Raw genomic sequence first — 24,255 nt, 5'->3', positions numbered from 1 at the left:
ATGATCGTTGAACTCTGCCCGTCGCCGGCTGGCCGGGTCAAGGTCAGGGCCACGGCGGAGGGCTTCGTCCTCTCCGTCCCCGGCGGACGGCAGATCGTCTGTACGACGGTGGACGCCGTGTGGGCGACGCTTCACACTCAGGCCCCGGTGAGTGGTGCGCTCCTCGAGTCCGCCTTCGACGGGCTCGAGGAGCGGTACCGGCGGGCAGGCGAACACCGGCTGCTCGCAGCCGTTGCTGCCTCCGGGCTACGGGTCGCGCACACGCCGAGGGAGGCTGTGGCAGGTCTGTAGCCACAGGGGTCTTCAACGCCGCGGGCCATAGGACCCTTCGGCGGCGCGTCGTCACGGACGCGGAAGGTTCCTTCCGTAGTGCTCCGCCAGCCTCGCCAGGCCCTCATCGAGTGACACCGAGGGCGTCCAGTCGAGGAGCTCCCGGGTTTCGCGCTGGTCGTACCAGTGCGCCGTCGAGAGCTGCTCGGCGAGGAACCTCGTCATCGGAGGCTCCTCCTTCCGCCCTGCCCAGGTCCACAGCCTCTCCACGACCGCGCCCGCCGCCCGAGCCACCGCGCCCGGAACGGCCCACGACGGCGCCGGGACGCCGCCCGCGGCGCAGATCCCGGCCAGCAGCTCACCGACCGGGCGGGGCTCGCCGTTGCTCACGACGACGGCCCTGCCGTGAACGTGGTCCATGCGGTCGAGCGCGGCGACGATGGCGGAGGCGGCGTTGTCGACGTACGTGGTGTCGATCAGGGCGGCCCCGGCGTCGAGCAGGGGCAGGCGGCGGCGGCCGGCGCGCTGCAGGACCCGTTCCACCAGCTGGGTGTCGCCGGGGCCCCATACGATGTGCGGGCGCACGGCGGCGACCCGGAATCCCGGCGCGTCCGCCGCCAGGGCGAGGAGCTCTGCCTCGGCCTTGGTGCGGGAGTACTCGCCGTGCGCACGCGCGGGGTCCGCCGGCTCCGCCCCCAGCCCGGCGATCGCCGCCCCCGAGTTGGCCACGGAGGGGGAGGAGACGAAGACCAGGTCCCGGACCCCGGCCGCCCGCGCGAGGCGCAGCAGGCGGCGGGTCCCCTCGACGTTCACCTCGTCGAACTCCGCCGCCCGGCCGGTGAAGGAGACCTTCGCGGCGAGGTGGATGACCGCCTCGGCGCCCTGGACCGCTGCGCGGACCGCTGCCTCGTCGGTGACGGACCCGCGGACGTCCGTCGCGCCGCTGATCCCGGCGGGGCGGCGCTGGAACGTGGTCACGGCATGCCCCCTGCGGACGAGGAGCCGGACCACTTCGCGCCCGAGCAGCCCGCTGGCCCCGGTGGCGAGGATCCTCACGGCGTCCCCGGGCGGCCGCCGGCCAGGACCCGCGACGCCCAGCGGGAGAGGCGGGTCCTGTCGATCTTCGCGTTGTGCCTGATGTCCACCGGCAGCGCGGGGACCGCGAGCACGGCGGAGACCTCGACCCCGGCCGTGTGGGCCGCGCTGCGGACGCGGTGTGCGAGCTGCTCCGCGGCGGGGCCGGCCTTGCGCGCGGGGGGCGCCGTCTCCACGACGGCGACGACGGCCTGCGTGCCCGCCGGCCCGACCCCTCCGATGGCCGCCAGCCGGACGCAGTCCAGATGCTCGATGGCCTGCTCGGCGCCGACGGGCGTCACCACGCCGCCGGGCACCGTCAGGACATGGGCGAGGCGCCCCTCCACCCAGAGCCGGCCGGCGGCGTCGAAGTGCCCGACGTCCCCGGTGCGGTGCCACCCCGGCAGACTGTCGCTCTCCCGCTGGGTCAGCCAGAGCCTGTCGTAGGCGTCCTTGACGTGCGGGGCGCTGACCAGGATCTCGCCGGTCACCCCCGCCTCGGTCACGGGACGGGACCCGGGCGCGGTGCCGTCCGCGGCGAGCGGGGCGACCGCGACGCGGGCGCCGTGGACGGGCTGGCCGACGCACACGCCGTTGCCGGCCCCCGCCACGGTCCCGGCGGCAGCGTCGGCGTCGGCAGCCTGGATCTGCTCGAGGCTGATGTCGGTGACCGGCAGCGCCTCCGTCATTCCGTACGGGGTACGCAGGGAGGCCCGCGGCATCAGCCGCTGCACCTGCGCCAGGAGCGGCTCCGGCACGGGGGCCCCCGCGGAGAGCAGCAGGTCGATCCGTTCCAGGGCCTCCCGCCCGGCCTCGTCCATCGCGTCCCGGGTCGCCAGGACGTTGCGCAGCGCGGCAGGCGAGGCGAAGACCACCGTGGCGCCGATGGCCGCCGCGGCGTCCCCCAGCGCGCGGGCGGTCAGGGTGCGCGGCGCGGTGACGTCCATCGAGGGGGTCACCGACACCGCGCCGAGCGCCGGCCCCAGCAGGGCGAACGGGGCGAAACCGGCCACCAGCCGCGCTCCGGAGCGGATCCCGAAGGTCCGGGCCACGGTGTCCCGCATCGCCGCCAGCTGCCGATGCGTGTAGACCACGCCCTTCGCGGGGCCGGTGGAGCCGGACGTGAAGAGGACCGCGGCGGGGGCCGCGGGGTCGGGAAGGGGCAGCGGCAGGTCCGGGCCGAGCACCGCACCGCGCCGGGCCAGGGCGGCGAGCGAGGTCTCGGCGCCGAGGACGCGGCGGCGCGCCGCGGGGAGGTCGTGGACGCTGATCCGCCGGCCCGGCCAGCCCAGCGCCGCCGCGGCGGCCAGCGCGCGGTCGATGCCGATCAGGACATCGGGGGCCGCGCCCTTCACGGCCCGGCTCAGGCCCCGGGTGCCCAGACCGGCGTCGGCCACCACCACGACGGCGCCCAGACGCAGGCACGCGTACAGGGCCACGGTGAGGTCCACACCGGGCGGAACCATCAGGCTCACCCGGCTGCCGGAGCCCACGCCGGCCTCCCGCAGCCCGGCGGCGAGCTCGGTGATGCCGCGGTCCAGCTGCTTCCAGCTGAGCGAGCGGCTGACGGTGCCCGCGGGCGACATCTCCGCCACGGCCAGGTCTGCCGCCGCCGGACCCGCGGCGTGCTCGCCGAGCAGGTCCCACAGCGGACGGAACCCGTCCGGTCCCGGCCCAGGGGCGGCCTCCTGCCCTCCGGCGGCCGCGGCAGCGTCCGACGCCGGCCGCTCGCCGCGGTGGGCGACGTCCCGGTCGGCGAGCCACTGGAAGATCGGCGCGGCGATGTCCCGGTCTTCGGCCAGCAGGTGCCCGGCACCTTCGAAGCGGTGCACGTCCGCGTGCGGAAGCCGCCCGATCAGGTCCTTGAGATACCGGTCCGAGAAGATCGGGTCCTTCGGGCCCCAGAGCATCAGGGCCGGCACCCGCAGGTCCCGCACACCCTCCGCGACCGCGCCGAGCGCGGCGAAGCTCGGATGGGAGGCGTCGAGCGGGATGTCCGCCACGAAGTTCCCCACGCCGGCCCGCCGGCCCGCACCGCGGTAGGGGGCCATGTAGGCCCTGCGGACCTCCGCCGGCAGCGCCGGGCTCGCCAGGGCGTGCGTCACCCGCAGGAAGGCGTCCGACGTCGTGGTGCCCCACCGGTGCACCGCGGGGTGCATCGCGAGCCGCAGCGCGGGCGGAGTCCCCGCGCCGGCCGGCTGGTGGACGGCGGTGTTCGTCAGCACCACCCCGGCCGTGAGCTGCGGGTGTGCCAGGGCCCAGCCGAGGCTGATGGATCCGCCCCAGTCGTGGCCCACGGTGACGACCGGCCCGGCGAGGCCCAGCGCGTCGGTGAGGTCGCCGAGGTCGTTGATCCGGTCCGCGAGCCGGCGGAAGGTGCCGGTGCGCTCGGAGTAGCCCATGTCGAGCTGGTCCACCGCCACCACCCGCCACGGATGGGCCGGGTCAGAACCGGCGCCGAGGAGCGCGCGCCACAGGTAGGACCAGGTCGGGTTTCCGTGGACGCACAGCAGCGTCCCCGCCGGCTCCAGGCCTCGGCGGGAGAGCTGGGCCGCGTTGTCCAGCACGTGCCAGCGGCGCACGGTGCCCGGCGGATCGATGGAGGAGGTGGACTCGACAGAGACGGTGCGGGACCACTCCGGATCGACCCCGGGCCACTGCGGAGTCACCAGACGATCTCCATCATGGCGGTGTTGAGCCCGGAGCCAACGCCCATGCAGAGGACCCGGTCCCCGGCGGCCAGGGACTGCGCCTCGGCGGCAAGCGTCATGGGGAGCGACGCGGGGCCCACGTTGCCCCAATGCGGGAACGTGATCGGGACCTTGTCCGGGTCCAGGTCGATCGCCCTGATGATCGCCTGCGTGTAGGCGTTGCTGACCTGGTGGGTGACGTAGCGGTCCATGGCCGCCCAGTCCCACTCCAGCTGGGCCTCGTGCCATGCGTCCACCACGAGCCGGAGGCCGCCGTCGAGCAGGCCCTTCGTGTCCGTGGTCATGCCGTCGACGCCACCCACACACAGCTCGTGGTGCTCGGTTCCGGCCCGCATCACCCCGCCGACGAGGCGGTGCGCGCCGGGGTGCTGGTCGGCCGGGCCGAGGACGGCGGCAGCCGCCCCGGAGCCGAGCGTGAGCGTGGCGAACTCGCGGCCGAAGTCCTCGCGGGTGGTCTCCGGCCGCTGCAGCCGCGCGAGGGTGGCCTCCTGGGTGGCCTGGGCATCCTCGCCGTTGACGATCACCGCGTATCTGATCTGGCCCGAGTCGATCATGTTGGCCGCGAGGATGACCCCGTTGACGAATCCGAGGCAGGCGTTGGCCAGGTCGAAGTTCATGGCCGAGGACGGCAGGCCGAGCCCGTGGTGGATCTTCACCGCGACCGAGGGCTCGAGGTTGCGCCGGGTCACCGAGGTGTTGATCAGGAGCCCGACGTCGGAGGCTTCGACGCCGGACTCCGCCAGCGCCTTGGCACCCGCTTCGAGGGCGGCGTCGTCGAACGACGTCCCGGCCGCCCACCAGCGCCGGTGCGTCACGCCGGCCACGCGCTCCAGCAGCCGAGGGGGGAACTTCAGGCGGCGCAGGGTCGACGCCAGCCTCCGGTCGAAGTCCGTGGAGCTCACGATCCTCGGAGCCTCGACGCTGCTCACTGAAAGCAGCGCCGTGTTGCGGTGGCGGAAGGTCGCATTCCCTGCCAAGTCATGCCTCTGTTCGGGTCCGTGCTGCATTCATGCGGTGACTGTACCCGCATGAGCGCGGGCCCAGACGAAACCGCAGGCCCAACGAAGCGCAGCTTACGCCCGGGCGCCCCCGGACCCGTAGCCGGGCGGCCGGTCCGGAGGCAGCGGAGGTGGGTGGCCAGCGGCGGGTGCAGCACCCCGACGGGCCTCGACGGGCCCGTCGCCTCAGGCGAGGAGCTTGCCCCAGTGCGCCTCGAGGAGCGGGGCGCCGGCGAGCTGGAGGCAGCGCCAGAGGGTCACGGCCACCGAGTCGAGCACCGGGACGCCGGTGCGTTCCTCGACCTCCGCTGCGACGGGGGCGCCATAGAGGTTCGTGCACAGGTACACGAGCGCATCGGGACGGTCCGCGGCGAGCTCGAGCGAGCCCGGGACGAGCTCCTCGGGGGCCACCCGGGCAAAGGACTCGTTGTCGCTGAGCCCCAGCGCGCGGTGCCCGCCCGTGCGGACGCCCTCCGCCGCGTAGCGGGCGATCACCTGCTCGTTGACGTCCTCGGTGTAGGGCGTGAGGAGGCCGATGGTCCGGACACCGAACTGGGCGAACGCGTCGAAGTACGCGAGCGTGGACGTCGTGGCGGGGATCCCGGTGGCAGCGGTGATCTCGGCGGCGATCTGCCGGTCGTGCCCGAGCCCGAGCCACGAGCCAGAGGTGCCGTTCCAGGCGATGACGTCCACATCCGCCGTGGCGAGCAGCTCGGCCGCAGCCCGCATGCCCTCGACGTCGAACTGGCGGTCCGAGCCCGCATCGAGGGCGATCCGAGTCACGGGGATCCGGGCCGAGTGCAGGGTGACGTCCTCGCGGCCGCCGAGGATCCGGTAGCTCATCGGCTCGAGGCACGTGTTGGACGAGGGGACGATCATGCCCAGCCGGGCGGGACGCGCGGTGTGGACCACGGCTCAGGCTCCTTCCGGGACGGCGGCACCCACAGGGGTGGCGGGGACGGGGACGGCAGCGGCGGGGAGGGCCCGCGCGCGGGCGAGCGACTCGCGGTACCCGAGGCGGGCCACGACGCGGCCCACAGGCCCGGGGTCGTGGAACCCCTCCTCGTCGAGCACCACGCGGCCGCCGGCGACGACGTGCTGCGGCCAGCCACGCAGCCTCCGGCCGTGGAACGGGGAGAAGTCGGTGCCCATGTGCAGCCCGCCGCCGTCCACGGTGCGGGCCTCGGACGGGTCGAAGACCACGAGGTCCGCATCGAATCCGGGCGCGATCGCCCCCTTGCCCGGGAGCGCGTTGATCCGCGCGGGCGCGGCGGCGAAGAGGTCGACGAACCGCTCGAGGAGGCCCCCGCCGTCGTGCGCGTCCCCGCTGGCCCCGGCGCCTGCAGGATCCGCGTACTCCCAGCCCTCGGCGAGGGCGGTGAAGGCCACGGGCATGCGGGTCTCGACGCCGGGGAGGCCGTGCGGCATCTGCCGGATGTCGTCGGTGCGCTCGCGCTTCTGCGTGAGGTCGTAGCACGAGTGGTCGCTCGAGACGGTATGGATGGAGCCGTCGGCGAAGCGCTCGCGCAGGGCCGCGACGGTCTCCGCCGAGCGCATCGGCGGGCAGCACGCGTACCACTCGGGGAACCGCGAGGAGTACACGCCGTCGTCGAGGACGAGGTAGTGCGGGCAGGTCTCCGAGTGTGCCTCGACGCCGCGGGCACGGGCCTCGGCGACCAGGTCGACGGCGCCCGGGGTGGACTGGTGGACGAAGTACACGGGCGCGCCGGCGTACTCGGCCATCGCGAGCACCTCCCGGACGGAGGCCTCCTCGGCGAGCTCCGGCCGCGTCTCGTGCAGGTGCCCGATGCCGATCCGGCCGGCGTCGGCGTGCTCCTGGGTGCAGTCCGCGATCATCGCGTCGTGCTCGGCGTGGATGTAGGTGAGCCCGTCGAGGCGCACCATCTCGCGCATGACCTTCAGGACCGTGTCGTTGTCCGCCATGGTCGAGCCCCGGTTCGTCATGTACATCTTGACGGACCGGACGCCGAGCCGCGCGAGCTCCTCGAGCTGGGCCGGGACGGTCTCGTCCCAGTCGATGACGGCCCCGTGCAGGGCCACGTCGCAGCGCGCCCCGGCGGCGAGGGCGAGCTTGTTGGCGGCGGCCTCGAGCGGGGTCTCCTGCGCATCCCGGGGGATGCCGAAGTCCATGATGGTCGTGGTCCCGCCCCAGAGGGCGGCCGCCGAGGTGACGGCGTAGTCGTCGAGGGTCCGCCACCGTCCGGTGACCTGGGCGACGTGGCAGTGCCCGTCGATCCCGCCGGGGATGACCACGCGTCCGGACGCGTCGATCACGCGCTCGGCGGCGGGCACCGGCTCGGCGGCGTCGACGACGGCGGTGACGCGGCCGGCGTCGACCACCACGTGGGCCAGGCGGCGGCCGGCCGCGTTGACCACGAGGCCGTGGGCGATGACGAGGCTGGCCACCCCGTTCCGCTGGGCGGCGCTCATGCCCGCACCGCCGTTGCGGCGCCGGCGCCCGGGGAGGCCAGCTGGCCGGCGTCGAGCGCGGCGTCGAGCGCGGGGGAGAGCCCCGCGCGGCGCTTGGGCGGCGGCGCGGCGAACGAGCCGGCCCGGTGCGCCCCGGCGGACAGGCCCACGAGGGCCTCCGTCAGCCGGATCCCGGCGCCGATCCCGTCGATCACCGGCACCGGGAGCTCCTCCGCGACGTCCCGGGCAAGGCCCGCCAGCGGCGCCCCCGCGAGGATCACGACGTCGGCGCCGTCCTCCGCGACGGCGAGCCGCGCGAGCTCCACGAGGGTCGGGCGGAAGTCCTCCTGCACGCTCCCGATGCCCCGCAGCGCGGCCTTGATCGAGCGGATCGAGGCGAGCCGTGAGGCCAGCCCGAAGCCCTCGACGCACTCCCGGTACCAGGCGGTGATGCGGTCCGAGATCGCGATGATCGAGAAGCGCCGGCCGGTCAGGGCGGCGGCGCACAGCGCGGCCTCCGTGATGCCGACGACGGGGACGCTGACGAGCTCCTTGAGCGCCGGCATGCCGGGGTCGCCGAACGCGGCGACCACGACGCCGTCGACCTCGCCGGCGTGCTCGGCGATGAGCTCGGCCACCGCCCCCGCGGCGACGAGGGACTCGAAGCGGGTCTCGATGTACTCGACGCCGTGGCCGGCGGTGCGCACGAGGAGCTCGGTGCCGGGGGCGGCAGACCGTTCGGCCTCGGCGCGGATCAGGGACGTGACGTCCTCGCTGATGTTGGGGTTGATGACCAGAAGTCTCATGGCGGTTCCTTGGGTTGAAGCTGGGGCGCCGGGCGGTCAGACCGTGTCCGGGTACTGCTCCCTGTACTTGCCGATGTGCCTGCTCGACTGCGCCGCCGCCCGCTCGGGGTCGCCGCTCGCGATGGCCGCGAGGAGGTCCCGGTGCTCCTCGATCAGCTCGGGCAGGTCCGTGACATGGCGGAAGAGCCAGTGCATGCGGCCCTGCAGCGGCTCGAGCGCGGTGCGGAGGAAGGTGTTGTCCGCGATCCTCGTGACCTCGTCGTGGAAGTCGTTGTTGAAGCGGTGTGCCTCGTTGATGCTCCCGCGAGCGAGGGCGTCGGCGGCGGCCGTCAGGAGGCCACCCAGCCGGTCGAGGTCCTCGGTCGTGGCCCGCTGGGACGCAAGCCGGCAGGCGAGGACCTCGAGGGAGGCTCGGACGTCGAAGAGGTCCTCGACCTCCTTCTCGCTCAGACCGGCGACGACCGAGCCGCGGGTGGCCCGTTCCGCGAGCAGCCCCTCCTGACCGAGCATCCTCAGGGCCTCGCGGACCGGAAGCCGGGAGACCTTGAACTCGGCGGCGAGGTCGCGCTCGATCAGCCGCGTCCCCGGCGCATAGTAGCCCTCGAAGATGCGGGTCCGGAGGGTGTCACGGATGACCTCGCGGAGGGGCCGGTCCCGGAGGGACTCCTCGACTGGCTGTGCCATTGAACGCTCCTGACGGATGGTCGGGGCCGGTGGGCCGGCGCGCCTGATGTGGTCCATTCGACCACGGTGGGATGGGGCCCGGGCGGGCGGCGCGGGGCCGCCCGCCCTGCTGTGTCTCAGACCGGGAGCCTGCGGCTGTAGTCCAGCGTGAGCACCGAGATGCCCATGATGATCGCCGACCCGACGAAGTACAGCAGCGCCCAGGTGTAGCCGCCGGTGGCGCCGACGATGAGGCCGACGGCGATCGGGGTGACGAAGCCGGCGATGTTGCCGCTGAGGTTCATCGCCCCTCCGAGGACGCCGGCGTTGGTGCGGCCGCCGAGCGTTGCCGGGACCGCCCAGAAGAGGCCCACCCAGCGCAGGAAGAACAGGACCACGGACAGGAGGGCGACGGCGGTGATGGGGTCTCCGACGACCGTCACCCCGACGAGGCCGCCGGCCACGATCAGGCTCGAGACACCGAGGAGCGAGCGCATGACGAGGTTGGCGCCGTGGCCCCGAGCGCGGAGCCTGTCCGCGAGGGCACCGCCGAGGATCTCCCCGACGAACCCTGCACCGAAGATCACGAACGTGGACCAGCCGATCGAACTCAGGTTGAAGTGCTTGGCCTGGGCCAGGTACAGCGGCCCCCACGTCAGCAGACCGTAGAACACGCCGTTGAAGCCGAGCCAGCCGAAGCACATGGCCCAGAAGGAGCGGAACCTCAGGTACGGCAGCAGGCCGCGCTTGGACGTGCTGCCCGCGGCCGCGGCTTCGGCGTCCTCGGCGGCGTGCGAGGCCTCGAGGTACTCCGCCTCCGCGGCGTTGACCGCCCGGTGGTCGCGGGGGTTGTCCCGCACGTACCACCAGATGAGGGCGCCGAGGACTACGGTGGCGATGCCGGCGATGACGAAGGACATCCGCCAGCCGCCGGTGGCGGCGATGAGCCAGGTGATGAGGATGCCGCCGACGCCGGCGCCGAGCGGTGCGCCCGCATCGAGGATCGTGGCGCCCCGTCCGCGCTCCTTCGAGTGCATCCACAGGGCGTTCAGCTTGCCGCCCGCGGGCATGACCCCGGCCTCGGTGACGCCGATGGCGGCGCGGGCGATGAACATGCTCAGGAATCCGCCGGCCATGCCGGACGCGGCGGTGGCCGCGCCCCAGCCCACGCACGAGGCCGTGACGACCTTGCGGGGGCCGAACCGGTCGATGAGCCAGCCGACCGGGACCTGCATGAGCGCGTAGGTCCAGAAGAAGGCGGAGAGCAGGAGCCCGACGAGCTCGGGGGAGAGGGCGAACTCCTTCTGGATGATGGGCAGCGCCACGGAGATGGAGCCGCGGTCCACGTAGTTCACGGTCACGAGGACCAGCAGCAGGAGGAACAGCCTCCAGCGGACGCCGGTGGGCCTGGCCGGTGCCTGGGCGGTGGCCCGAGCCGGGGCCTCGGCGACGATCGCCGGGGCGTCGGCCAGGCCGGGGTGGTCTGGGTGTTCTTCTCGAAGGGACATGCGTCCTCCTTCACGGCATTGGGGAGAAGGTGGCAGGCGGGAAGGCGCCGGCCGTGCCCGAACGGGCTGCGCAACGGTCGAGAACTCGATGGGATACCGGTTTGGGATCCCAAAAGGAGCGTACGGGGTGAGGGCCACCACAGTCAAGGATTTGGGATCCCAACGTGGGATCCTGGGATCTCCGGGTCCGAGGACCTTCTCGGACGCCGCCGGAGCGTCTAAAATCTAGAAATAAAATTATGGAAGATCCTAGAAGCTAGGGAGGAGGGAGGCGGCGGTGGACTGGGCCAGGTGGGCGGTCTTCGGGCTCATGGCAACCGGGGCCCTGACCGCAGCGATGATCGTCGCCCAGATGGCAGGGCTCACCCGGATGGACCTGCCGCTGCTCCTGGGGACCATGGTCACCCCGGACCCGGACCGGGCACGGGTCCTCGGCTTCTTCCTGCATCTGGCCGCCGGGCAGTGCTTCGCCCTCGGCTACGCGGCGGCGTTCGCCCTGTTGGGCGCGAGCAGCTGGTGGGCGGGGGCCCTCCTGGGGGCACTGCACGGTTCGGTGGCCCTGACGGTGGTCCTGCCGCTCCTGCCGGGGGCCCATCCGAGGATGGCGACGGCGCGCTCCGGCCCGTCGACGCGTGCCGTCCTCGAGCCTCCGGGCCTGCTCGGACTTAACTACGGGATCCAGACCCCCGTGGTGACCGCGGTAGCCCATGTCCTGTACGGCACGGTCCTCGGCCTGCTCCTGGGGCCTCAGTAGGGAGACCGCAACCATGGCCAGCACTGTGGGGGTCCCGATCGCCGACTACGGGCTGCTGGGCGATACCCGCACGGCGGCACTCGCGTCCTCTGCCGGCTCGGTCGACTGGCTCTGCGCGCCCTCCTTCGATGGCACTCCCGTCTTCGGAGCCCTCGTCGGAGGAGAGCGGAGCGGGTCCTTCGCCGTTGGCCCCCAGCAGGCCGTGCCGCCTGTCACCCGGCGGTACCGGCGCGGGACCGCCACGCTGGAGACGGAGTGGGAGGCCAACGGCGGCCGGCTGCTGCTGGAGGAGGCGATGGTGGCGGAGACGGCCGGGACGCTCGCTCCGGCCTCGGTCCTGGTGCGCCGACTCAGCGCCTCCCGAGGACCCGTGGAGGTCTCGATCATGCTCGACCCCCGGCCCGGCGGGTCCGCCTGCCGCTGGAGCCGTCGGGGAGCGCACCTCGTGGCCGAGGCCGGGCGCCTGGCCCTGTCGTTCTCCGCAGATGCGCCCCTGGCCGTCCGGCCCGGAGCACCGTCGCGGGCCGTCGTCGTCCCCGGCAGGCCCCTGACACTGGTCCTCTCCATCGCGTCCGGTGAGCCCCTCGTGCTCCTGGATCCGGCCGCCGCCTGGGATCTGGTCGCCGCGGACGAGGAGAGGTGGCGGGCGTGGTCCGCGGAAGTCGACGACGACCTCCCCCACCGCGAAGCCGTGGTCCGGAGCCTGCTGACGCTGCGGCTGCTGAGCTTCTCGCCCTCTGGTGCGCCCGTCGCGGCGCCGACCACGTCCCTGCCGGAGGAACCGGGAGGCCTGCGGAACTGGGATTACCGCTACACGTGGCCCCGGGACGCGAGCCTGGGGGCGCGGACCTTCCTCGCGGTCGGGAAGGGTGACGACGCCGCGCGGTTCCTGGGCTGGCTGCTCCATGCCAGCAGGTTGGACCGGCCGCGCCTGCCGGCCCTGCTCACGCTGTGGGGGACGCCCGTGCCCACCGAGCGGACCCTGCCGGGCTGGCCCGGCTACCGGGGCAGCGAACCCGTCCGCGTCGGGAACCTGGCGGCGGCCCAGCATCAGCTCGACGGGTACGGCTGGGTGCTGGATGCGGCCTGGGCGTCTGTCGAGGCCGGCCATCCCCTCTCCTCGGAGATGTGGCGGGCCATGCGCTCCTTCGCCGACTACGTGGCAGCGCGCTGGCAGGACCCCGACGCCGGGATCTGGGAGGTCCGCGGCGCCCCCGCACACCACGTGCACTCGAAGGTGATGGCGTGGGTCGCGCTGGACCGGGCGCTCCGGATCGCCTCGCGTCAAGGGGCGCGGGCGCGGAAGCTGCGCCGCTGGCAGGAGGCCCGGGAGGGGATCGAAGCGGAGGTCCGGGCGCGGGGGATCCATCCGTCCACCGGGAGCTACCGCCGCGCCTACGGCTCGGACGATCCCGATGCGGCCCTGCTGATGCTGCCCGGGCTCGGGTTCGAGGACCCCGGGTCCCCGCGCCTGGCGGCCACTGTCGAACGGATCGGCCGCGAGCTCGCGGCGGGAGGACCCCTCCTGTACCGGTACCCTCCGGGCCGGGACGGGCTTCCCGGGGGAGAAGGGGCCTTCCTTCCCTGCTCCTTCTGGATGGTCGAGGCGCTCGCGGTCACCGGCCGCCGCGGCGAGGCGGAGAGCGCCTTCGAGGACCTCCTGCGGCTGGCGACGCCCCTCGGCCTCTATGGCGAGGAGATGGATCCGGAGACCCTCGAACAGCTCGGCAACTTCCCGCAGTGCCTCACCCATGCGGCCCTCGTGCAGGCCGCTATCGCCCTGCGGGCCGCCGATTCCCCTCGCTCTCCAGCAGGCGCTTGAGCGATGCCCAGATGCGCTCCTCCTGGCGCCGCCCCGCACGCGCGAACAGCGGGCCCAGCAGCCGCATTGGCCCGCGGAGCCGGAGGCTCCAGTCCCAGCTCATCACGGTCCCGCCCCGCGCAGGGGTGAGCGTGAGCGCCCCCGTGACGGTCGCCGTCGTCATCCGCGTGACCGTCCCGAGCCGGGTGGGCCGGGAGAACTCGGTGACCTCGAGCTCCATGTCCGTGGGCCGGCCCCGGGCCATCATGGTGGCGCGCCACCGTGTCCCGACCCCGACCGGCCCCCCGGTCAGCTTCTCGACCGAGGTCATGGCGGGGTTGTAGAGCGGCTCGTTGCGCTCGTCGGCCACCACGTCGAACACGGCCTCCGGCGGCCGCGCGATCGTGATGGACCCCGCAAGGCGGACCATCAGGCCATCGGCACCCGCAGCGCGAGGCCCGGGTAGAGGACGTCCGGGGTGAAGAGGATGTCGCGGTTCGCCGTGAAGAGGAGCCCGGCCCGGCCCTCGTCGCCGTAGACGTCCCGTGCGATCCCCGAGAGCGTGTCCCCCTCCTGGACGGTGTGCAGCGTGAACCCCGAGTACGTCCCGCCCATGAGGGTCCGGCCGAAGGTCACCGGGACCGTCACGGAGGCGGCGTTCTCGGGCAGGCCGCTGGGGTTGGTGGCCTGCACGGTCACGGTGCCCTCCGGGGTGGACGGCACCCCCAGTCCGAACGCGCTGTGGAAGAGCGAGAACCCGTTGCCCCCGCCGAGCAGGTTCGACTCGGCGACCACGTGCCCGGCACCGTCGCGCACCACGACGGACCCGTACACGCCCTCGAATGCGGACCCCAGTCCTGTCACGGCCACCTGGGCGCCGAGGATGTCGAAGGGGAGCGGGGTGCGGAGGCTGATCTGCGGCAGGATCGACATGCCCCCAGTCTCAGGCCCGCGCCTCGCGCGCGACAAGGCCGGAGGGCCCGGGCGGCCCGCGCGTGCCGCACGGCCCGGCGCACCAGAGGCTATGGGCCTCCCCTGGGGCCGGGGCGCGGGCGCACACTGGTGGCATGGCGGAGAACGTGCCTGCTGACAGCTGGACCCACGCCCTCGATGACCTGGTCGCCCTGATCGACCACCCCATCCCCGTGCCGGCGCACTGGATCGAGAACGGCTCGCGGGAGGAGCTGGACGAGGCCCGCGCCGTCGCCGTGGCCTGGGGCTGGCTCATGCGGGCCAAGCGCACGGCGCAGGCGGTGCTCGGGCTCGACCGCCTCGGCTTCGGCGCCGAGACCGCGCCGCTCGTGTGCTCGTTCGTGGAGCACGCCGCGCGTCTCGTATGGGCGGGGCGCCGGGAGCGCTCCGAGGCCGTGGAGATCCTCGTTGGCGTCCACCTCGACGCCGGCCGCGGGCTGAGCGAGGAGGAGCTCGAGCTCCTCGGCGCGCTGCAGCATGATCACCTGGGCCAGGCGGTGGAGCCCGACGGCGGCTCGGACCTCCTGCGCCTCTTCACCCGGGCGCAGCGCGAATCCCACCCGGGCACGGCCAGCGCCTCGGCGTACCTCGAGGAGTCCGCGGACCGGCACGGCTGGCTGCTCCGGCTCCTTCCCAAGGAGCGGGAGCCCGCGCTCGACGCGCACATCACCGCGCTCCTCCTGCTGGCCTTCGAGGGCTATGTGCGCATCGCGGGCCTCGGGGGCCAGTTCGGCTCGAGCATCGACGCGCTCGGGGGCCGCATGGAGAAGCTCGTGGTGGGCGGCAGGGCGCCGGCCGCCGGCTGACGGGCCTGAGAGGGGCCGCACGTGCGGATCGCGTTCGTGGGCGACGTCATGCTCGGCCGCCTCGTCGACGAGCGGCTGCGCACCGCGGCGCCCGCGTCGGTCTGGGGCGACACCCTGCCGGTGCTCGCGCGCGCCGACCTGCGCATCGCCAACCTCGAGTGCGTCCTCGCGCGGGACGGCGCGCCCTGGCCCGGGAAGGCCTTCCACTTCCGCTCCGCCCCGGAGAACGTCGCGTGCCTGACCGCGGCCGGCATCGACGCGGTCTCGCTCGCCAACAACCACACCCTCGACTTCGGCGCCGCGGCGCTGCTCGAGTCGGTCGCGGTGCTCGACGGCGCGGGCATCGCCCACGCCGGAGCGGGAAGGGACGACGACGCCGCGTGGTCGCCGGCCGTCGTGCGCGCCGGAGGGCTCGACGTCGGCCTCGTCGCCTTCACCGACAACACCCCCGACTGGGCCGCCGCCCCGCAGTCCGCGGGGGTGGCCTACGCCCCCGCGGATGCCGCGCACCCGCTCGGGCGCCGGCTCCGCGAGCTCGTCCGGGCCACGCGGGACGCGGTGGACGTCCTCATCGTCTCGGCGCACTGGGGCGGAAACTGGGGCTCCGACGTCCCCGCCGCGCACCGGGCGCTGGCGCACGCCCTCGTCGAGGACGGCGCCGACGTCGTCTTCGGCCACTCGCCGCACATCGTCCGCGGCGTCGAGGTCCACCGCGGGCGACCCATCCTCTACGGCGCGGGCGACTTCATCGACGACTACGCCGTCGACCCGGTCGAGCGCAACGACCAGTCCTTCGTCTTCCTGCTCGAGCTGCGCGACGGCGGCCACCTCGACGGCGGGGCCGGCCGCGGCGCTCCCGCGGGGCTCCTGCTCTGGCCGACCCTCATCATGGACCGCCGAGCATCCCTCGCCGGCCGCGCCGCGCAGCCCATCGCCGCGAGGATGGAACGGCTCTGCGCCGAACTCGGCACCCGTCCGGTGTGGCAGGCCGCCGAGGGATGCCTGGCCCTGGCGCTCGGCTGACCCACGACGGGACGGCAGGGGGCCGGGGACAGCGGGAGGCCTAGCGCTGCTCCCGCCCCGCCTCGTCGACGCGGATCCGTGCCCGGTCGGGGCGGAAGCCGTGCTCGATGCCCCACAGGATGGCCTGGCTCCGGTTCGTCACCCCGATCCGGCGGTAGCAGCTGCGGATGAACGTCTTGACGGAGTTGATGGAGAGGTGCGTCCTCTCGCAGATCTCCGCGTTGCCCAGGCCCTGGGTGATGAGGGCCAGCACCTCGGCCTCGCGCGGCGTGAGGCCCTCCTCCCTGCCAGGCCAGTCGCCGCGGACTCCGGTCCCGGATCCGTCGGCTGGCGCCAGCGCCCGCAGCTCACCGCGGTGCACGGCCTGGAGCGCCGAGACGAGGTGGCGCGCGGGGAGGCTCTTGGAGACGTAGGCCGTGGCCCCGTTGGCGAGCGCCGCCGAGACGAGCGCGGGGTCCAGATTCCACGAGTAGACCACGACCTTGCCCGCCAGCGGGTTGGCCGCGAGCTTGCGCACCGCCTCGCCGTCTCCCTGCGTGGCCGCGAAGGTGTCGTACAGCGTGATGTCCACCGGCTGCCCCACGGTCCTGCTGAGGTCCACCTCGACGACGCGGACGGCGTCGCGGTACTCCCGCAGCATGCTGACCAGGCCCTGGGCCACGACCTCGTAGTCGTTGACCAAGGCCGCACGAATCGCACCCATGGTCCTCATTCTATGCATCCGGCCTTCACCCTTTGGGGTGAAGACAGACTTGTCTGTTCCTCCTAGCGTGGACGTTATGTTGCAGAGGCCAGCCGAAAGGGACCACGCCACGGTCCGCGAACTCATCGTGGAGCTCGCCGAAGTGGAGGATGCCCTGCGCCAGGCGGGCGACCGCGGGACGCGTGGATCCGCTGACGCGCTGGCGGAGCGCGAGCAGGAGATCGTCGCGGCGCTGCACGAGCGCGGCCTCTCGTTCCACGCCCAGGGGGCAGACCGCACGTGACGTCCCCTGACGCCCAGAGGGTCATCGTCAGGGACGGCGGGATGGAGGTCCACGGGTACGCCGTGGCGACCGACGGCCGCCGGGTCTACGTCGTCTGGGAGGTCGCCTCCGGGCGCCGCCGGCAGCGCAGCTTCAACGCTGAGACGGTCTTCGTCCCGGGAACCACCCTGCCGTGGGCGGGTGTCCCGATTCCGGTCGGCCAGCTCGGCGGCCCGTACCGCCTCCGTCGGCGCTGACCCGGGGGCGGCCGCTGCCGCCCGTGATCCGCACCACACATCTGCAACCAGCCTGCAACCCCTCCACTCCTACGCTCACTGCAACGCCGGTCCACCGGCACCAGGAGACAAGGGAGTTTCGCCATGACCGTCTACGCCTTCCCCGGTACCGAGGGATCCAAGGTCACCTTCAAGGACCGCTACGAGAACTTCATCGGCGGCGAGTGGGTCGCCCCCGTCGGCGGAGAGTACTTCGAGAACATCACCCCGGTCACCGGCAAGGTGTTCTGCGAGGTCGCCCGCTCGCAGGCCGCGGACATCGACCTCGCCCTCGACGCCGCCCACAAGGCCGCCCCGGGCTGGGGCAAGACCTCCGTGGCCGAGCGCGCGCTCATCCTGCACCGCATCGCGGAGCGCATCGAGGAGAACCTCGAGATGCTCGCCGTCGCCGAGACGTGGGACAACGGCAAGCCCGTCCGCGAGACCCTCGCCGCCGACCTGCCGCTCGCCGTCGACCACTTCCGCTACTACGCCGGCGCCATCCGCGCCCAGGAGGGCTCGCTCTCCCAGATCGACGAGAACACCACCGCGTACCACTTCCACGAGCCGCTCGGCGTGGTCGGGCAGATCATCCCGTGGAACTTCCCGCTCCTCATGGCCACGTGGAAGCTCGCCCCCGCCCTCGCTGCCGGCAACGCCGTGGTCCTCAAGCCGGCCGAGCAGACCCCGGCGAGCATCCTCGTCCTGGCCGAGCTGATCGGCGACCTCCTCCCCGCCGGCGTGCTCAACATCGTGAACGGGTTCGGCGTCGAGGCCGGCAAGCCGCTGGCCTCGAGCCCGCGCATCCGCAAGATCGCCTTCACCGGCGAGACCACCACGGGCCGGCTCATCATGCAGTACGCGTCCCAGAACCTCATCCCGGTCACCCTCGAGCTTGGCGGCAAGAGCCCGAACATCTTCTTCGACGACGTCGCCGCGAAGGACGATGCCTTCTACGACAAGGCCCAGGAGGGCTTCACCCTCTTCGCCCTCAACCAGGGCGAGGTCTGCACCTGCCCGTCCCGCGCGCTGATCCAGGAGGGCATCTACGATCGCTTCCTCGGCGACGTCGTGGAGCGCACCAAGAAGATCAAGCAGGGCAATCCGCTCGACACCGAGACGATGATCGGCGCGCAGGCCTCCAACGACCAGCTCGAGAAGATCCTCTCCTACATCGAGATCGGCAAGGCCGAGGGTGCCAAGGTCCTCACCGGCGGCAGGCGCGCTGACCTCGGCGGGGAGCTCTCCGGCGGCTACTACGTCGAGCCCACCGTGTTCGAGGGCAGCAACCGGATGCGTATCTTCCAGGAGGAGATCTTCGGCCCCGTCGTCTCCGTCACCAAGTTCTCCGACTACGAGGAAGCCCTCGAGATCGCCAACGACACCCTCTACGGGCTCGGCGCCGGCGTCTGGTCCCGCGACGGCAACACCGCCTACCGCGCAGGCCGCGACATCCAGGCCGGGCGCGTCTGGGTGAACAACTACCACGCCTACCCCGCGCACGCGGCGTTCGGCGGCTACAAGTCCTCCGGCATCGGGCGCGAGACCCACCTCATGATGCTCGAGCACTACCAGCAGACCAAGAACCTGCTCGTCTCCTACGCCGAGTCCAAGCTCGGCTTCTTCTAGGCCGCACCCCACGCCTGCCCCAGGGCGCACGACGGCGGCGACCCCCCGCCGTCGTGCGCCCCGCCTTCCACCCCCACCCCGCCATGCAAAGGAGCATGACCATGACCACTCCCACGACCTTCAAGGCCGCCGTCGTCCACACCTTCGGGGACGAGCTGACCGTCGACGAGCTGCAGGTGCCCACGCCCGGCCCGGGCCAGGCGCTCGTGAAGCTCATCTCGAGCGGCGTCTGCCACACCGACCTCCACGCGGCCCAGGGCGACTGGCCCGTCAAGCCCAAGCTCCCGCTCGTCCCCGGCCACGAGGGCGTGGGCACCGTCGTCGCCGTCGGCGAGGGCGTCACCGACGTCGCCGAGGGCGACCTCGTCGGCAACGCCTGGCTGTGGAGCGCGTGCGGCACGTGCCAGTACTGCCGCACCGGCTGGGAGACCCTGTGCGAGGCCCAGCAGAACGGCGGCTACGGCGTGGACGGCTCGTTCGGGCAGTACATGCTGGTGGACACCAGGTTCGCCGCCCGGATCCCCGAGGGCTCCGACCCGTACGAGGTGGCCCCGGTCCTGTGCGCCGGGGTCACCGTGTACAAGGGCCTCAAGCAGACCGAGGTCCGTCCCGGCGAGTGGGTCGTCATCTCCGGCATCGGCGGCCTCGGCCACATCGCCGTGCAGTACGCGGTGGCGATGGGCATGCGCGTGGCCGCCGTCGACGTCGCGGACGAGAAGCTCGCCCTCGCGAAGAAGCACGGCGCCGAGGTGACCGTGAACGCGTTCGCCGAGGATCCGGCGTCGGCCATCCAGGAGGCCACCGGCGGCGCCCACGGCGTCCTCGTCACGGCCGTCCACCCGGCCGCCTTCGGCCAGGCGATCGGCATGGCGCGGCGCGGCGGGACGATCGTGTTCAACGGGCTGCCCCCGGGCGACTTCCCGGCGCCGATCTTCGACATCGTGCTCAAGGGCCTCACGATCCGCGGCTCGATCGTCGGCACGCGGCAGGACCTCGAGGAGGCGCTCGACTTCTACTCGCGCGGGCTCATCCACCCGACGTTCCACACGCGGGACCTGGAGGAGATCAACCAGGTCTTCGACGAGATGCACCACGCCAAGATCGACGGCCGCGTGGTCATCAAGTACTGATGGCCACCGAGCACGCGGCAGCGCTCGCGGCACGGCCGGTGCGGCCCGGCGAGGACTTCTCCCGGGTCGCGCTGACCGCGCCCGCGCTGGCCCTCCTGGACACCCTCTGGGAGCGCCACGGGCCGCTCATGTTCCACCAGTCCGGCGGCTGCTGCGACGGGTCCGCGCCCATGTGCTACCCCGACGGGGACCTCATCACGGGCGACGCGGACGTGCTCCTGGGCGTGTTCGACCTGCCCGGGCGCGGGGAGCTGCCCTTCTGGATGTCCCGGGAGCAGTTCGGCTACTGGTCCCACACGCAGCTCACGGTGGATGTGGTGATGGGGCGGGGGAGCGGCTTCTCCCTCGAGGCCCCTGAGGGGCAGCGGTTCCTGATCCGCAGCGAGATCCTGGACATCCCGTAGGGCCCGTCCGTTCCCGCCTCGGTCACCGGGATGCCACGGCGGCTGGGCGCCCGTCGAGGATCGGGTGGCGAATGAGCTCCTCGGGGTAGCAGACCAGCGCCGTGGTGGTGGACACGTGCTGCCGCAGCACCTCGAGCCCGGTCCTCTTGTCCCGCGCGGTCCGGTAGATGGAGTTGTGCCGGTAGACGTTCCCGTCCTGCCGGAAGAAGCAGGAGTCCTGCTCATGGACGTGGTACTTGAGCGGGAGGGCGGATTCGGCGCGGAGCTCCCCGGAGAGGTATTCGGCCCCGGCGGAGACCCGCAGCTGGAACGTCTGCGGGGTGGGATTCCGGAAGCGGTAGTCCAGGTAGTTGTACACGATCGAGGTCCCCGTGCCGAAGGGGATCTGGCGGTTGAAGTCCGGGAAGAGGTCGAGCCCGGAGTGGTGATGGTGCTCCACGACCTCGAGGGGCGCGTGGAGCACCATCCAATGGATGAGGTTGGTGAACTGGCACATTCCGCCGCCGATCCCGCTCGCGGCCCGGTCGTGGTCGATCGTGAGGCCTTCCCTGTAGCCGCGCCGGGCGGTCACCGGCCCCACGAGCTTCCAGAACGAGAACACCTCTCCGGGGCGGATCAGCACGCCGTCCACCTTCGGCGCCGCGATGGACAGGCTCACCGCCTTGTTCTCCCGGAGCTCCGGGTCCACGTTGCCCAGGCGCCTGCGGATCAGGGAACTGTGCCGGTACACGACCGCCGGGAGGTCGGCCGCATCGCGGGCCCTCGCCAGGCGCAAGGACGGCCGGAGGTCACTCACATTCCGCAGGACCCTGCCCTTTGCCACGGACATGCGGTAGGTGATCGGGTGAATCTCGCCGAATAGCCTGCGCGCCATGGATCCCACCTCAGCTGCCTCGATGATGGCCCCAGCATAGGGCGGTGGACCGCGCCCGCCGGCGTGCGGCGGCCGCGCGCCGCCGGGCGGTGCCCCGGGGCCGCCCGGGAGTCCGCTGGGAGCTGCCTCGGCGTCCGCCCAGAATCCGTTTCGACGCCCCCACCCGCGGGAAGCCTTCACGCGAGAGAGACAACGGACAGCGACAGGATGGAAGGTGGACCCCGTGAGGGCTTTGGGCGTACGACCGGGTGTGAAGGATTCCCTCGAGCTGCTGCAGGTGGACGCGCCGGCAGAGGGCGAGGGCAGCGTGCTGGTGGAGGTGATCGCCGTCGGCCTCTGCGGGACAGACAAGGAGATCGTCTCCGGCGAGTACGGGGAGGCGCCGGACGGCAGCGACCACCTCATCCTCGGCCACGAGAACCTCGGCCGCGTCCTCTCGGCGCCCGAGGGCTCCGGCCTCGCGGAGGGCGACCTCGTGGTGGGCATCGTGCGCCGGCCCGACCCGGTGCCGTGCCCAGCGTGCGCCCAGGGCCAGTGGGACATGTGCCGCAACGGCAAGTACACCGAGCACGGCATCAAGGGCCTCCACGGGTTCGCCCGCGAGCAGTACCGCGCCGACCCGGACGCCGTCGTGAAGCTCGATCCCGCGCTCGCCGACGTGGGCGTCCTGCTCGAGCCGACCACGATCGTGGCCAAGGCCTGGCAGCACACCGAGGCCATCGGGGAGCGGGCGTTCTTCGACCCGAAGGTCGCGGTCGTGACGGGCGCGGGCCCGGTCGGGCTGCTCGCCGCGCTGCTGGGAGTCCAGCGGGGCCTCGAGGTGCACGTCTTCGACCAGGTGAAGGACGGCCCGAAGCCGGAGCTCGTCAAGGCGCTCGGGGCGACCTACCACACGGACACGCTCACCGATTCGGGGGTCCTCGCCGACGTCCTCGTCGAGTGCACCGGCGTGCCCTCCGTGGTCATGGAGACCATCACCCGGCACGGCCTGGACGCCGTCACGTGCCTCACGGGCGTCTCGTCCACGGGGAAGCGGCTCCCGGTCGACGTCGGCGCGGCGAACCGCGAGGCCGTGCTCGGCAACGACGTGGTCTTCGGCTCGGTCAACGCCAACCGCGGCCACTACGAGGCCGCCGCGGAGGCGCTGAAGAAGGCCGACGGCGACTGGCTGGCCCGGCTGATCACCCGCCGGGTGCCCCTGGAGGACTTCGCGAAGGCCTTCGAGCGCCAGCAGGACGACGTCAAGGTAGTCCTCGACGTCCAGGGGGCCTGAGATGGCGCGGATCGAGGACTACGCCCTCATCGGCGACCTGCACACGGCGGCCCTCGTGGCCACCGACGGGTCGATCGACTGGCTGTGCCTGCCGCACTTCGACTCACCGGCCTGCTTCGCGTCCCTTCTGGCTGACTCCGAGGCGGGGCGGTGGATCATCGCCCCGGAGGGCGCCGGGGCCTGCACCCGCCGGCACTACCGCGAGGGAACGCTCATCCTCGAGACGGAGTGGGAGTCCGAGGGCGGCACCGTCCGGGTCATCGACTTCATGCCCCCGCGCGACGGGGTGGCCGATGTGGTGCGGATCGTCGAGGGCGTCAGCGGCAGCGTGAAGATGCACACCGAGCTCGTGCTCAGGTTCGACTACGGGCACGTTGTCCCGTGGGTGCGGCGCACCGAGAGGGGCGTGCACGCCGTCGCCGGCCCCGACTCGGTCTACCTTGCCAGCAGCGTCCCGGTCCGCGGCGAGCACTTCCGCACGGTGGGCGACTTCACCGTCGCCGCAGGGGAGAGGGCATCCTTTGTCCTCACGTGGGGCCCGAGCCACGAGAAGCCTCCCCGGGGCGTGGACGCCGAGAAGGCCCTGAAGCGGACCGTGGACTACTGGGAGCAGTGGACGGCCCGGAGCCAGGCCACGGGACCGTACCGCGAGGCGATCCAGCGCTCGCTGATCACGCTCAAGGCCCTGACCTACATGCCCACCGGCGGGATCGTCGCGGCCGCGACCACGTCCCTGCCCGAGCAGATCGGCGGCCCCCGCAACTGGGACTACCGCTACTGCTGGCTGCGGGATGCGACGTGGACGCTGCAGTCCCTCATGGCAGGCGGGTACACCGACGAGGCCGCGGCGTGGCGGGACTGGCTCCTGCGCGCGGTGGCCGGCGACCCCGCCGACCTGCAGATCATGTACTCGCTCCACGGGGCCCGCCGCCTGCCGGAGGCGGAGCTCGACTGGCTGCCCGGCTTCGAGGGGTCCTCCCCTGTACGCACGGGGAACGCGGCCGCGGGCCAGTTCCAGCTCGACGTCTGGGGCGAGGTGCTCGACGGCCTCGCGCTGACCCGCAACACCCTCTCCGACGACGGCGACGAGTCGTGGGACCTCCAGATCGCCATCATGGAGCACCTCGAGAAGATCTGGGACCAGCCGGACAACGGGCTGTGGGAGATGCGGGGGCCCCGCCGGCACTTCACCCATTCGAAGGTGATGGCGTGGGTCGCCGCCGACCGCATGGTCAAAGGGGTTGAGGAGTCAGGGCTGCCCGGGCCGGTGGACCGCTGGCGTGCGCTGCGCGACCGCATCCACGCCGACATACTCGAGCACGGCTTCGACCAGGAGCGGAACACGTTCGTCCAGTCCTATGGCAGCGACCAGCTCGACGCGAGCCTGCTGCTCATCCCGCGCGTGGGCTTCCTCCCGCGCGACGACCCCCGCGTGATCGGCACGATCGAGGCCATCCAGCGCGACCTGACGCAGGACGGCTTCGTGCTCAGGTACAACCCCCAGAGCAGCGACGACGGGCTCCCGGGCCGCGAGGGCATCTTCGTGGCCTGCTCGTTCTGGCTCGTCGAGGCCCTCCTCGGGGCCGGCCGGAGGGACGAGGCCGAGAAGCTGTTCTCCCGCCTGCTCGAGCTGCGCAACGACGTGGGCCTGCTGAGCGAGGAATGGGACCCGGACGCGCGCCGTCAGCTCGGCAACACGCCCCAGGCATTCAGCCACTTCGCGCTGATCACGACGGCGATGCAGCTCCACCACGGGCGCGCCCACGGCAGCGACGCGCCCGTGGGCGGACACAAGCGGCGCCGGCACCCCCAGAAGGACCCCGCATCGACAGGGACATGACCCCTCAACGCAGGGACATGACCCCTCAACGGTGTTCGCGTTGAGGGGT

At 72.8% G+C, this 24,255-nt stretch carries 24 protein-coding genes; 12 read left to right on the top strand and 12 right to left on the bottom strand.

The window, feature by feature from the left end:
• Positions 1–291 (top strand): hypothetical protein, encoded by a 291-nt coding sequence (locus tag J2W20_RS15265; RefSeq protein WP_307007559.1) that lies wholly within the window; start codon positions 1–3, stop codon positions 289–291.
• Between the two features lie 51 nt (positions 292–342).
• Here J2W20_RS15265 and J2W20_RS15260 read toward each other — a convergent pair whose 3' ends face one another.
• From J2W20_RS15260 to J2W20_RS15225, 8 genes are all read right to left on the bottom strand, one after another.
• Positions 343–1,326, bottom strand: a complete 984-nt coding sequence (locus J2W20_RS15260; protein WP_307007558.1) for an NAD-dependent epimerase/dehydratase family protein — start codon at positions 1,324–1,326, stop codon at positions 343–345.
• Entirely contained in the window at positions 1,323–4,016 is a 2,694-nt protein-coding gene (locus J2W20_RS15255) for an alpha/beta fold hydrolase (RefSeq protein WP_307007607.1), read from the bottom strand. The genes J2W20_RS15260 and J2W20_RS15255 overlap by 4 nt, the downstream gene beginning before the upstream one ends.
• Positions 4,010–5,032 carry a 3-oxoacyl-ACP synthase III gene (locus J2W20_RS15250; RefSeq protein ID WP_307007556.1) on the bottom strand — a complete coding sequence of 341 codons (1,023 nt, stop codon included), beginning with the start codon at positions 5,030–5,032 and terminating at the stop codon, positions 4,010–4,012. Before J2W20_RS15250 ends, J2W20_RS15255 begins: the two co-directional genes overlap by 7 nt.
• 207 nt (positions 5,033–5,239) lie before the next feature.
• A complete protein-coding gene (locus J2W20_RS15245; RefSeq protein WP_307007554.1) occupies positions 5,240–5,965 on the bottom strand; it encodes a maleate cis-trans isomerase family protein in 726 nt (241 codons plus the stop codon).
• A gap of 3 nt (positions 5,966–5,968) precedes the next feature.
• The gene (locus J2W20_RS15240; RefSeq protein WP_307007553.1) at positions 5,969–7,504 is read right to left on the bottom strand and encodes an amidohydrolase family protein; all 1,536 of its coding nucleotides are present in this window, start codon (positions 7,502–7,504) and stop codon (positions 5,969–5,971) included.
• Positions 7,501–8,289 (bottom strand): aspartate/glutamate racemase family protein, encoded by a 789-nt coding sequence (locus tag J2W20_RS15235; RefSeq protein WP_307007552.1) that lies wholly within the window; start codon positions 8,287–8,289, stop codon positions 7,501–7,503. Before J2W20_RS15235 ends, J2W20_RS15240 begins: the two co-directional genes overlap by 4 nt.
• Positions 8,290–8,325: 36 nt before the next feature.
• Positions 8,326–8,973 (bottom strand): GntR family transcriptional regulator, encoded by a 648-nt coding sequence (locus J2W20_RS15230; RefSeq protein ID WP_307007551.1) that lies wholly within the window; start codon positions 8,971–8,973, stop codon positions 8,326–8,328.
• 116 nt (positions 8,974–9,089) lie between these two features.
• Positions 9,090–10,460 (bottom strand): MFS transporter, encoded by a 1,371-nt coding sequence (locus J2W20_RS15225; protein WP_307007550.1) that lies wholly within the window; start codon positions 10,458–10,460, stop codon positions 9,090–9,092.
• Positions 10,461–10,737: 277 nt separating this feature from the next.
• Between J2W20_RS15225 and J2W20_RS15220 the strand changes: the two genes are divergently transcribed.
• Both J2W20_RS15220 and J2W20_RS15215 read left to right on the top strand, forming a co-directional pair.
• A complete protein-coding gene (locus J2W20_RS15220) occupies positions 10,738–11,214 on the top strand; it encodes a hypothetical protein (RefSeq protein WP_307007548.1) in 477 nt (158 codons plus the stop codon).
• 13 nt (positions 11,215–11,227) lie between these two features.
• On the top strand, positions 11,228–13,036 hold the full coding sequence (locus J2W20_RS15215; protein WP_307007547.1) for a glycoside hydrolase family 15 protein: 1,809 nt from the start codon (positions 11,228–11,230) through the stop codon (positions 13,034–13,036).
• Here J2W20_RS15215 and J2W20_RS15210 read toward each other — a convergent pair.
• Both J2W20_RS15210 and J2W20_RS15205 read right to left on the bottom strand, forming a co-directional pair.
• Positions 12,987–13,445, bottom strand: coding sequence for an SRPBCC family protein (locus J2W20_RS15210; protein WP_307007546.1), 459 nt, complete (start codon positions 13,443–13,445; stop codon positions 12,987–12,989). The two genes, J2W20_RS15215 and J2W20_RS15210, sit on opposite strands and share 50 nt — an antisense overlap.
• Complete coding sequence (locus J2W20_RS15205; protein WP_307007545.1) at positions 13,445–13,948, bottom strand: LysM peptidoglycan-binding domain-containing protein; 504 nt, start codon at positions 13,946–13,948, stop codon at positions 13,445–13,447. Before J2W20_RS15205 ends, J2W20_RS15210 begins: the two co-directional genes overlap by 1 nt.
• Before the next feature lie 134 nt (positions 13,949–14,082).
• Here J2W20_RS15205 and J2W20_RS15200 point away from each other — a divergent pair, with 134 nt between their 5' ends.
• Together J2W20_RS15200 and J2W20_RS15195 are read left to right on the top strand one after the other, a co-directional pair.
• Positions 14,083–14,793 (top strand): hypothetical protein, encoded by a 711-nt coding sequence (locus tag J2W20_RS15200; RefSeq protein WP_307007543.1) that lies wholly within the window; start codon positions 14,083–14,085, stop codon positions 14,791–14,793.
• Between the two features lie 21 nt (positions 14,794–14,814).
• On the top strand, positions 14,815–15,816 hold the full coding sequence (locus tag J2W20_RS15195) for a CapA family protein (protein ID WP_307007542.1): 1,002 nt from the start codon (positions 14,815–14,817) through the stop codon (positions 15,814–15,816).
• Positions 15,817–15,856: 40 nt separating this feature from the next.
• Here J2W20_RS15195 and J2W20_RS15190 read toward each other — a convergent pair whose 3' ends face one another.
• Positions 15,857–16,519: a response regulator transcription factor gene (locus J2W20_RS15190; RefSeq protein WP_307007540.1), complete on the bottom strand. Its 663-nt coding sequence runs from the start codon at positions 16,517–16,519 to the stop codon at positions 15,857–15,859.
• Positions 16,520–16,595: 76 nt separating this feature from the next.
• Between J2W20_RS15190 and J2W20_RS15185 the strand changes: the two genes are divergently transcribed.
• From J2W20_RS15185 to J2W20_RS15165, 5 genes are all read left to right on the top strand, one after another.
• Positions 16,596–16,802: a hypothetical protein gene (locus J2W20_RS15185; RefSeq protein ID WP_307007539.1), complete on the top strand. Its 207-nt coding sequence runs from the start codon at positions 16,596–16,598 to the stop codon at positions 16,800–16,802.
• Positions 16,799–17,038 (top strand): hypothetical protein, encoded by a 240-nt coding sequence (locus J2W20_RS15180; RefSeq protein ID WP_307007538.1) that lies wholly within the window; start codon positions 16,799–16,801, stop codon positions 17,036–17,038. The genes J2W20_RS15185 and J2W20_RS15180 overlap by 4 nt, the downstream gene beginning before the upstream one ends.
• Before the next feature lie 123 nt (positions 17,039–17,161).
• Positions 17,162–18,685: an aldehyde dehydrogenase gene (gene adh / locus J2W20_RS15175; RefSeq protein ID WP_307007536.1), complete on the top strand. Its 1,524-nt coding sequence runs from the start codon at positions 17,162–17,164 to the stop codon at positions 18,683–18,685.
• A 101-nt stretch (positions 18,686–18,786) separates the two neighbouring features.
• Positions 18,787–19,815, top strand: coding sequence for an alcohol dehydrogenase AdhP (adhP, locus tag J2W20_RS15170; RefSeq protein WP_307007535.1), 1,029 nt, complete (start codon positions 18,787–18,789; stop codon positions 19,813–19,815).
• Positions 19,815–20,219, top strand: a complete 405-nt coding sequence (locus tag J2W20_RS15165; protein WP_307007533.1) for a DUF779 domain-containing protein — start codon at positions 19,815–19,817, stop codon at positions 20,217–20,219. The genes adhP and J2W20_RS15165 overlap by 1 nt, the downstream gene beginning before the upstream one ends.
• A gap of 22 nt (positions 20,220–20,241) precedes the next feature.
• Here J2W20_RS15165 and J2W20_RS15160 read toward each other — a convergent pair whose 3' ends face one another.
• Positions 20,242–21,093, bottom strand: coding sequence for a VanW family protein (locus J2W20_RS15160; protein WP_307007532.1), 852 nt, complete (start codon positions 21,091–21,093; stop codon positions 20,242–20,244).
• Between the two features lie 250 nt (positions 21,094–21,343).
• On the opposite strand from J2W20_RS15160, the gene J2W20_RS15155 reads away from it, so the two are divergent.
• Complete coding sequence (locus tag J2W20_RS15155) at positions 21,344–22,366, top strand: glucose 1-dehydrogenase (RefSeq protein WP_307007530.1); 1,023 nt, start codon at positions 21,344–21,346, stop codon at positions 22,364–22,366.
• 1 nt (position 22,367) lies between these two features.
• The gene (locus J2W20_RS15150; RefSeq protein WP_307007529.1) at positions 22,368–24,206 is read left to right on the top strand and encodes a glycoside hydrolase family 15 protein; all 1,839 of its coding nucleotides are present in this window, start codon (positions 22,368–22,370) and stop codon (positions 24,204–24,206) included.
• Positions 24,207–24,255 lie beyond the last annotated feature (49 nt).

Origin of the sequence: Sinomonas atrocyanea, assembly GCF_030812675.1 — a bacterium.
Taxonomy (GTDB): domain Bacteria; phylum Actinomycetota; class Actinomycetes; order Actinomycetales; family Micrococcaceae; genus Sinomonas; species Sinomonas atrocyanea_B.
This window is presented reverse-complemented; position numbering and strand designations above follow the sequence as displayed.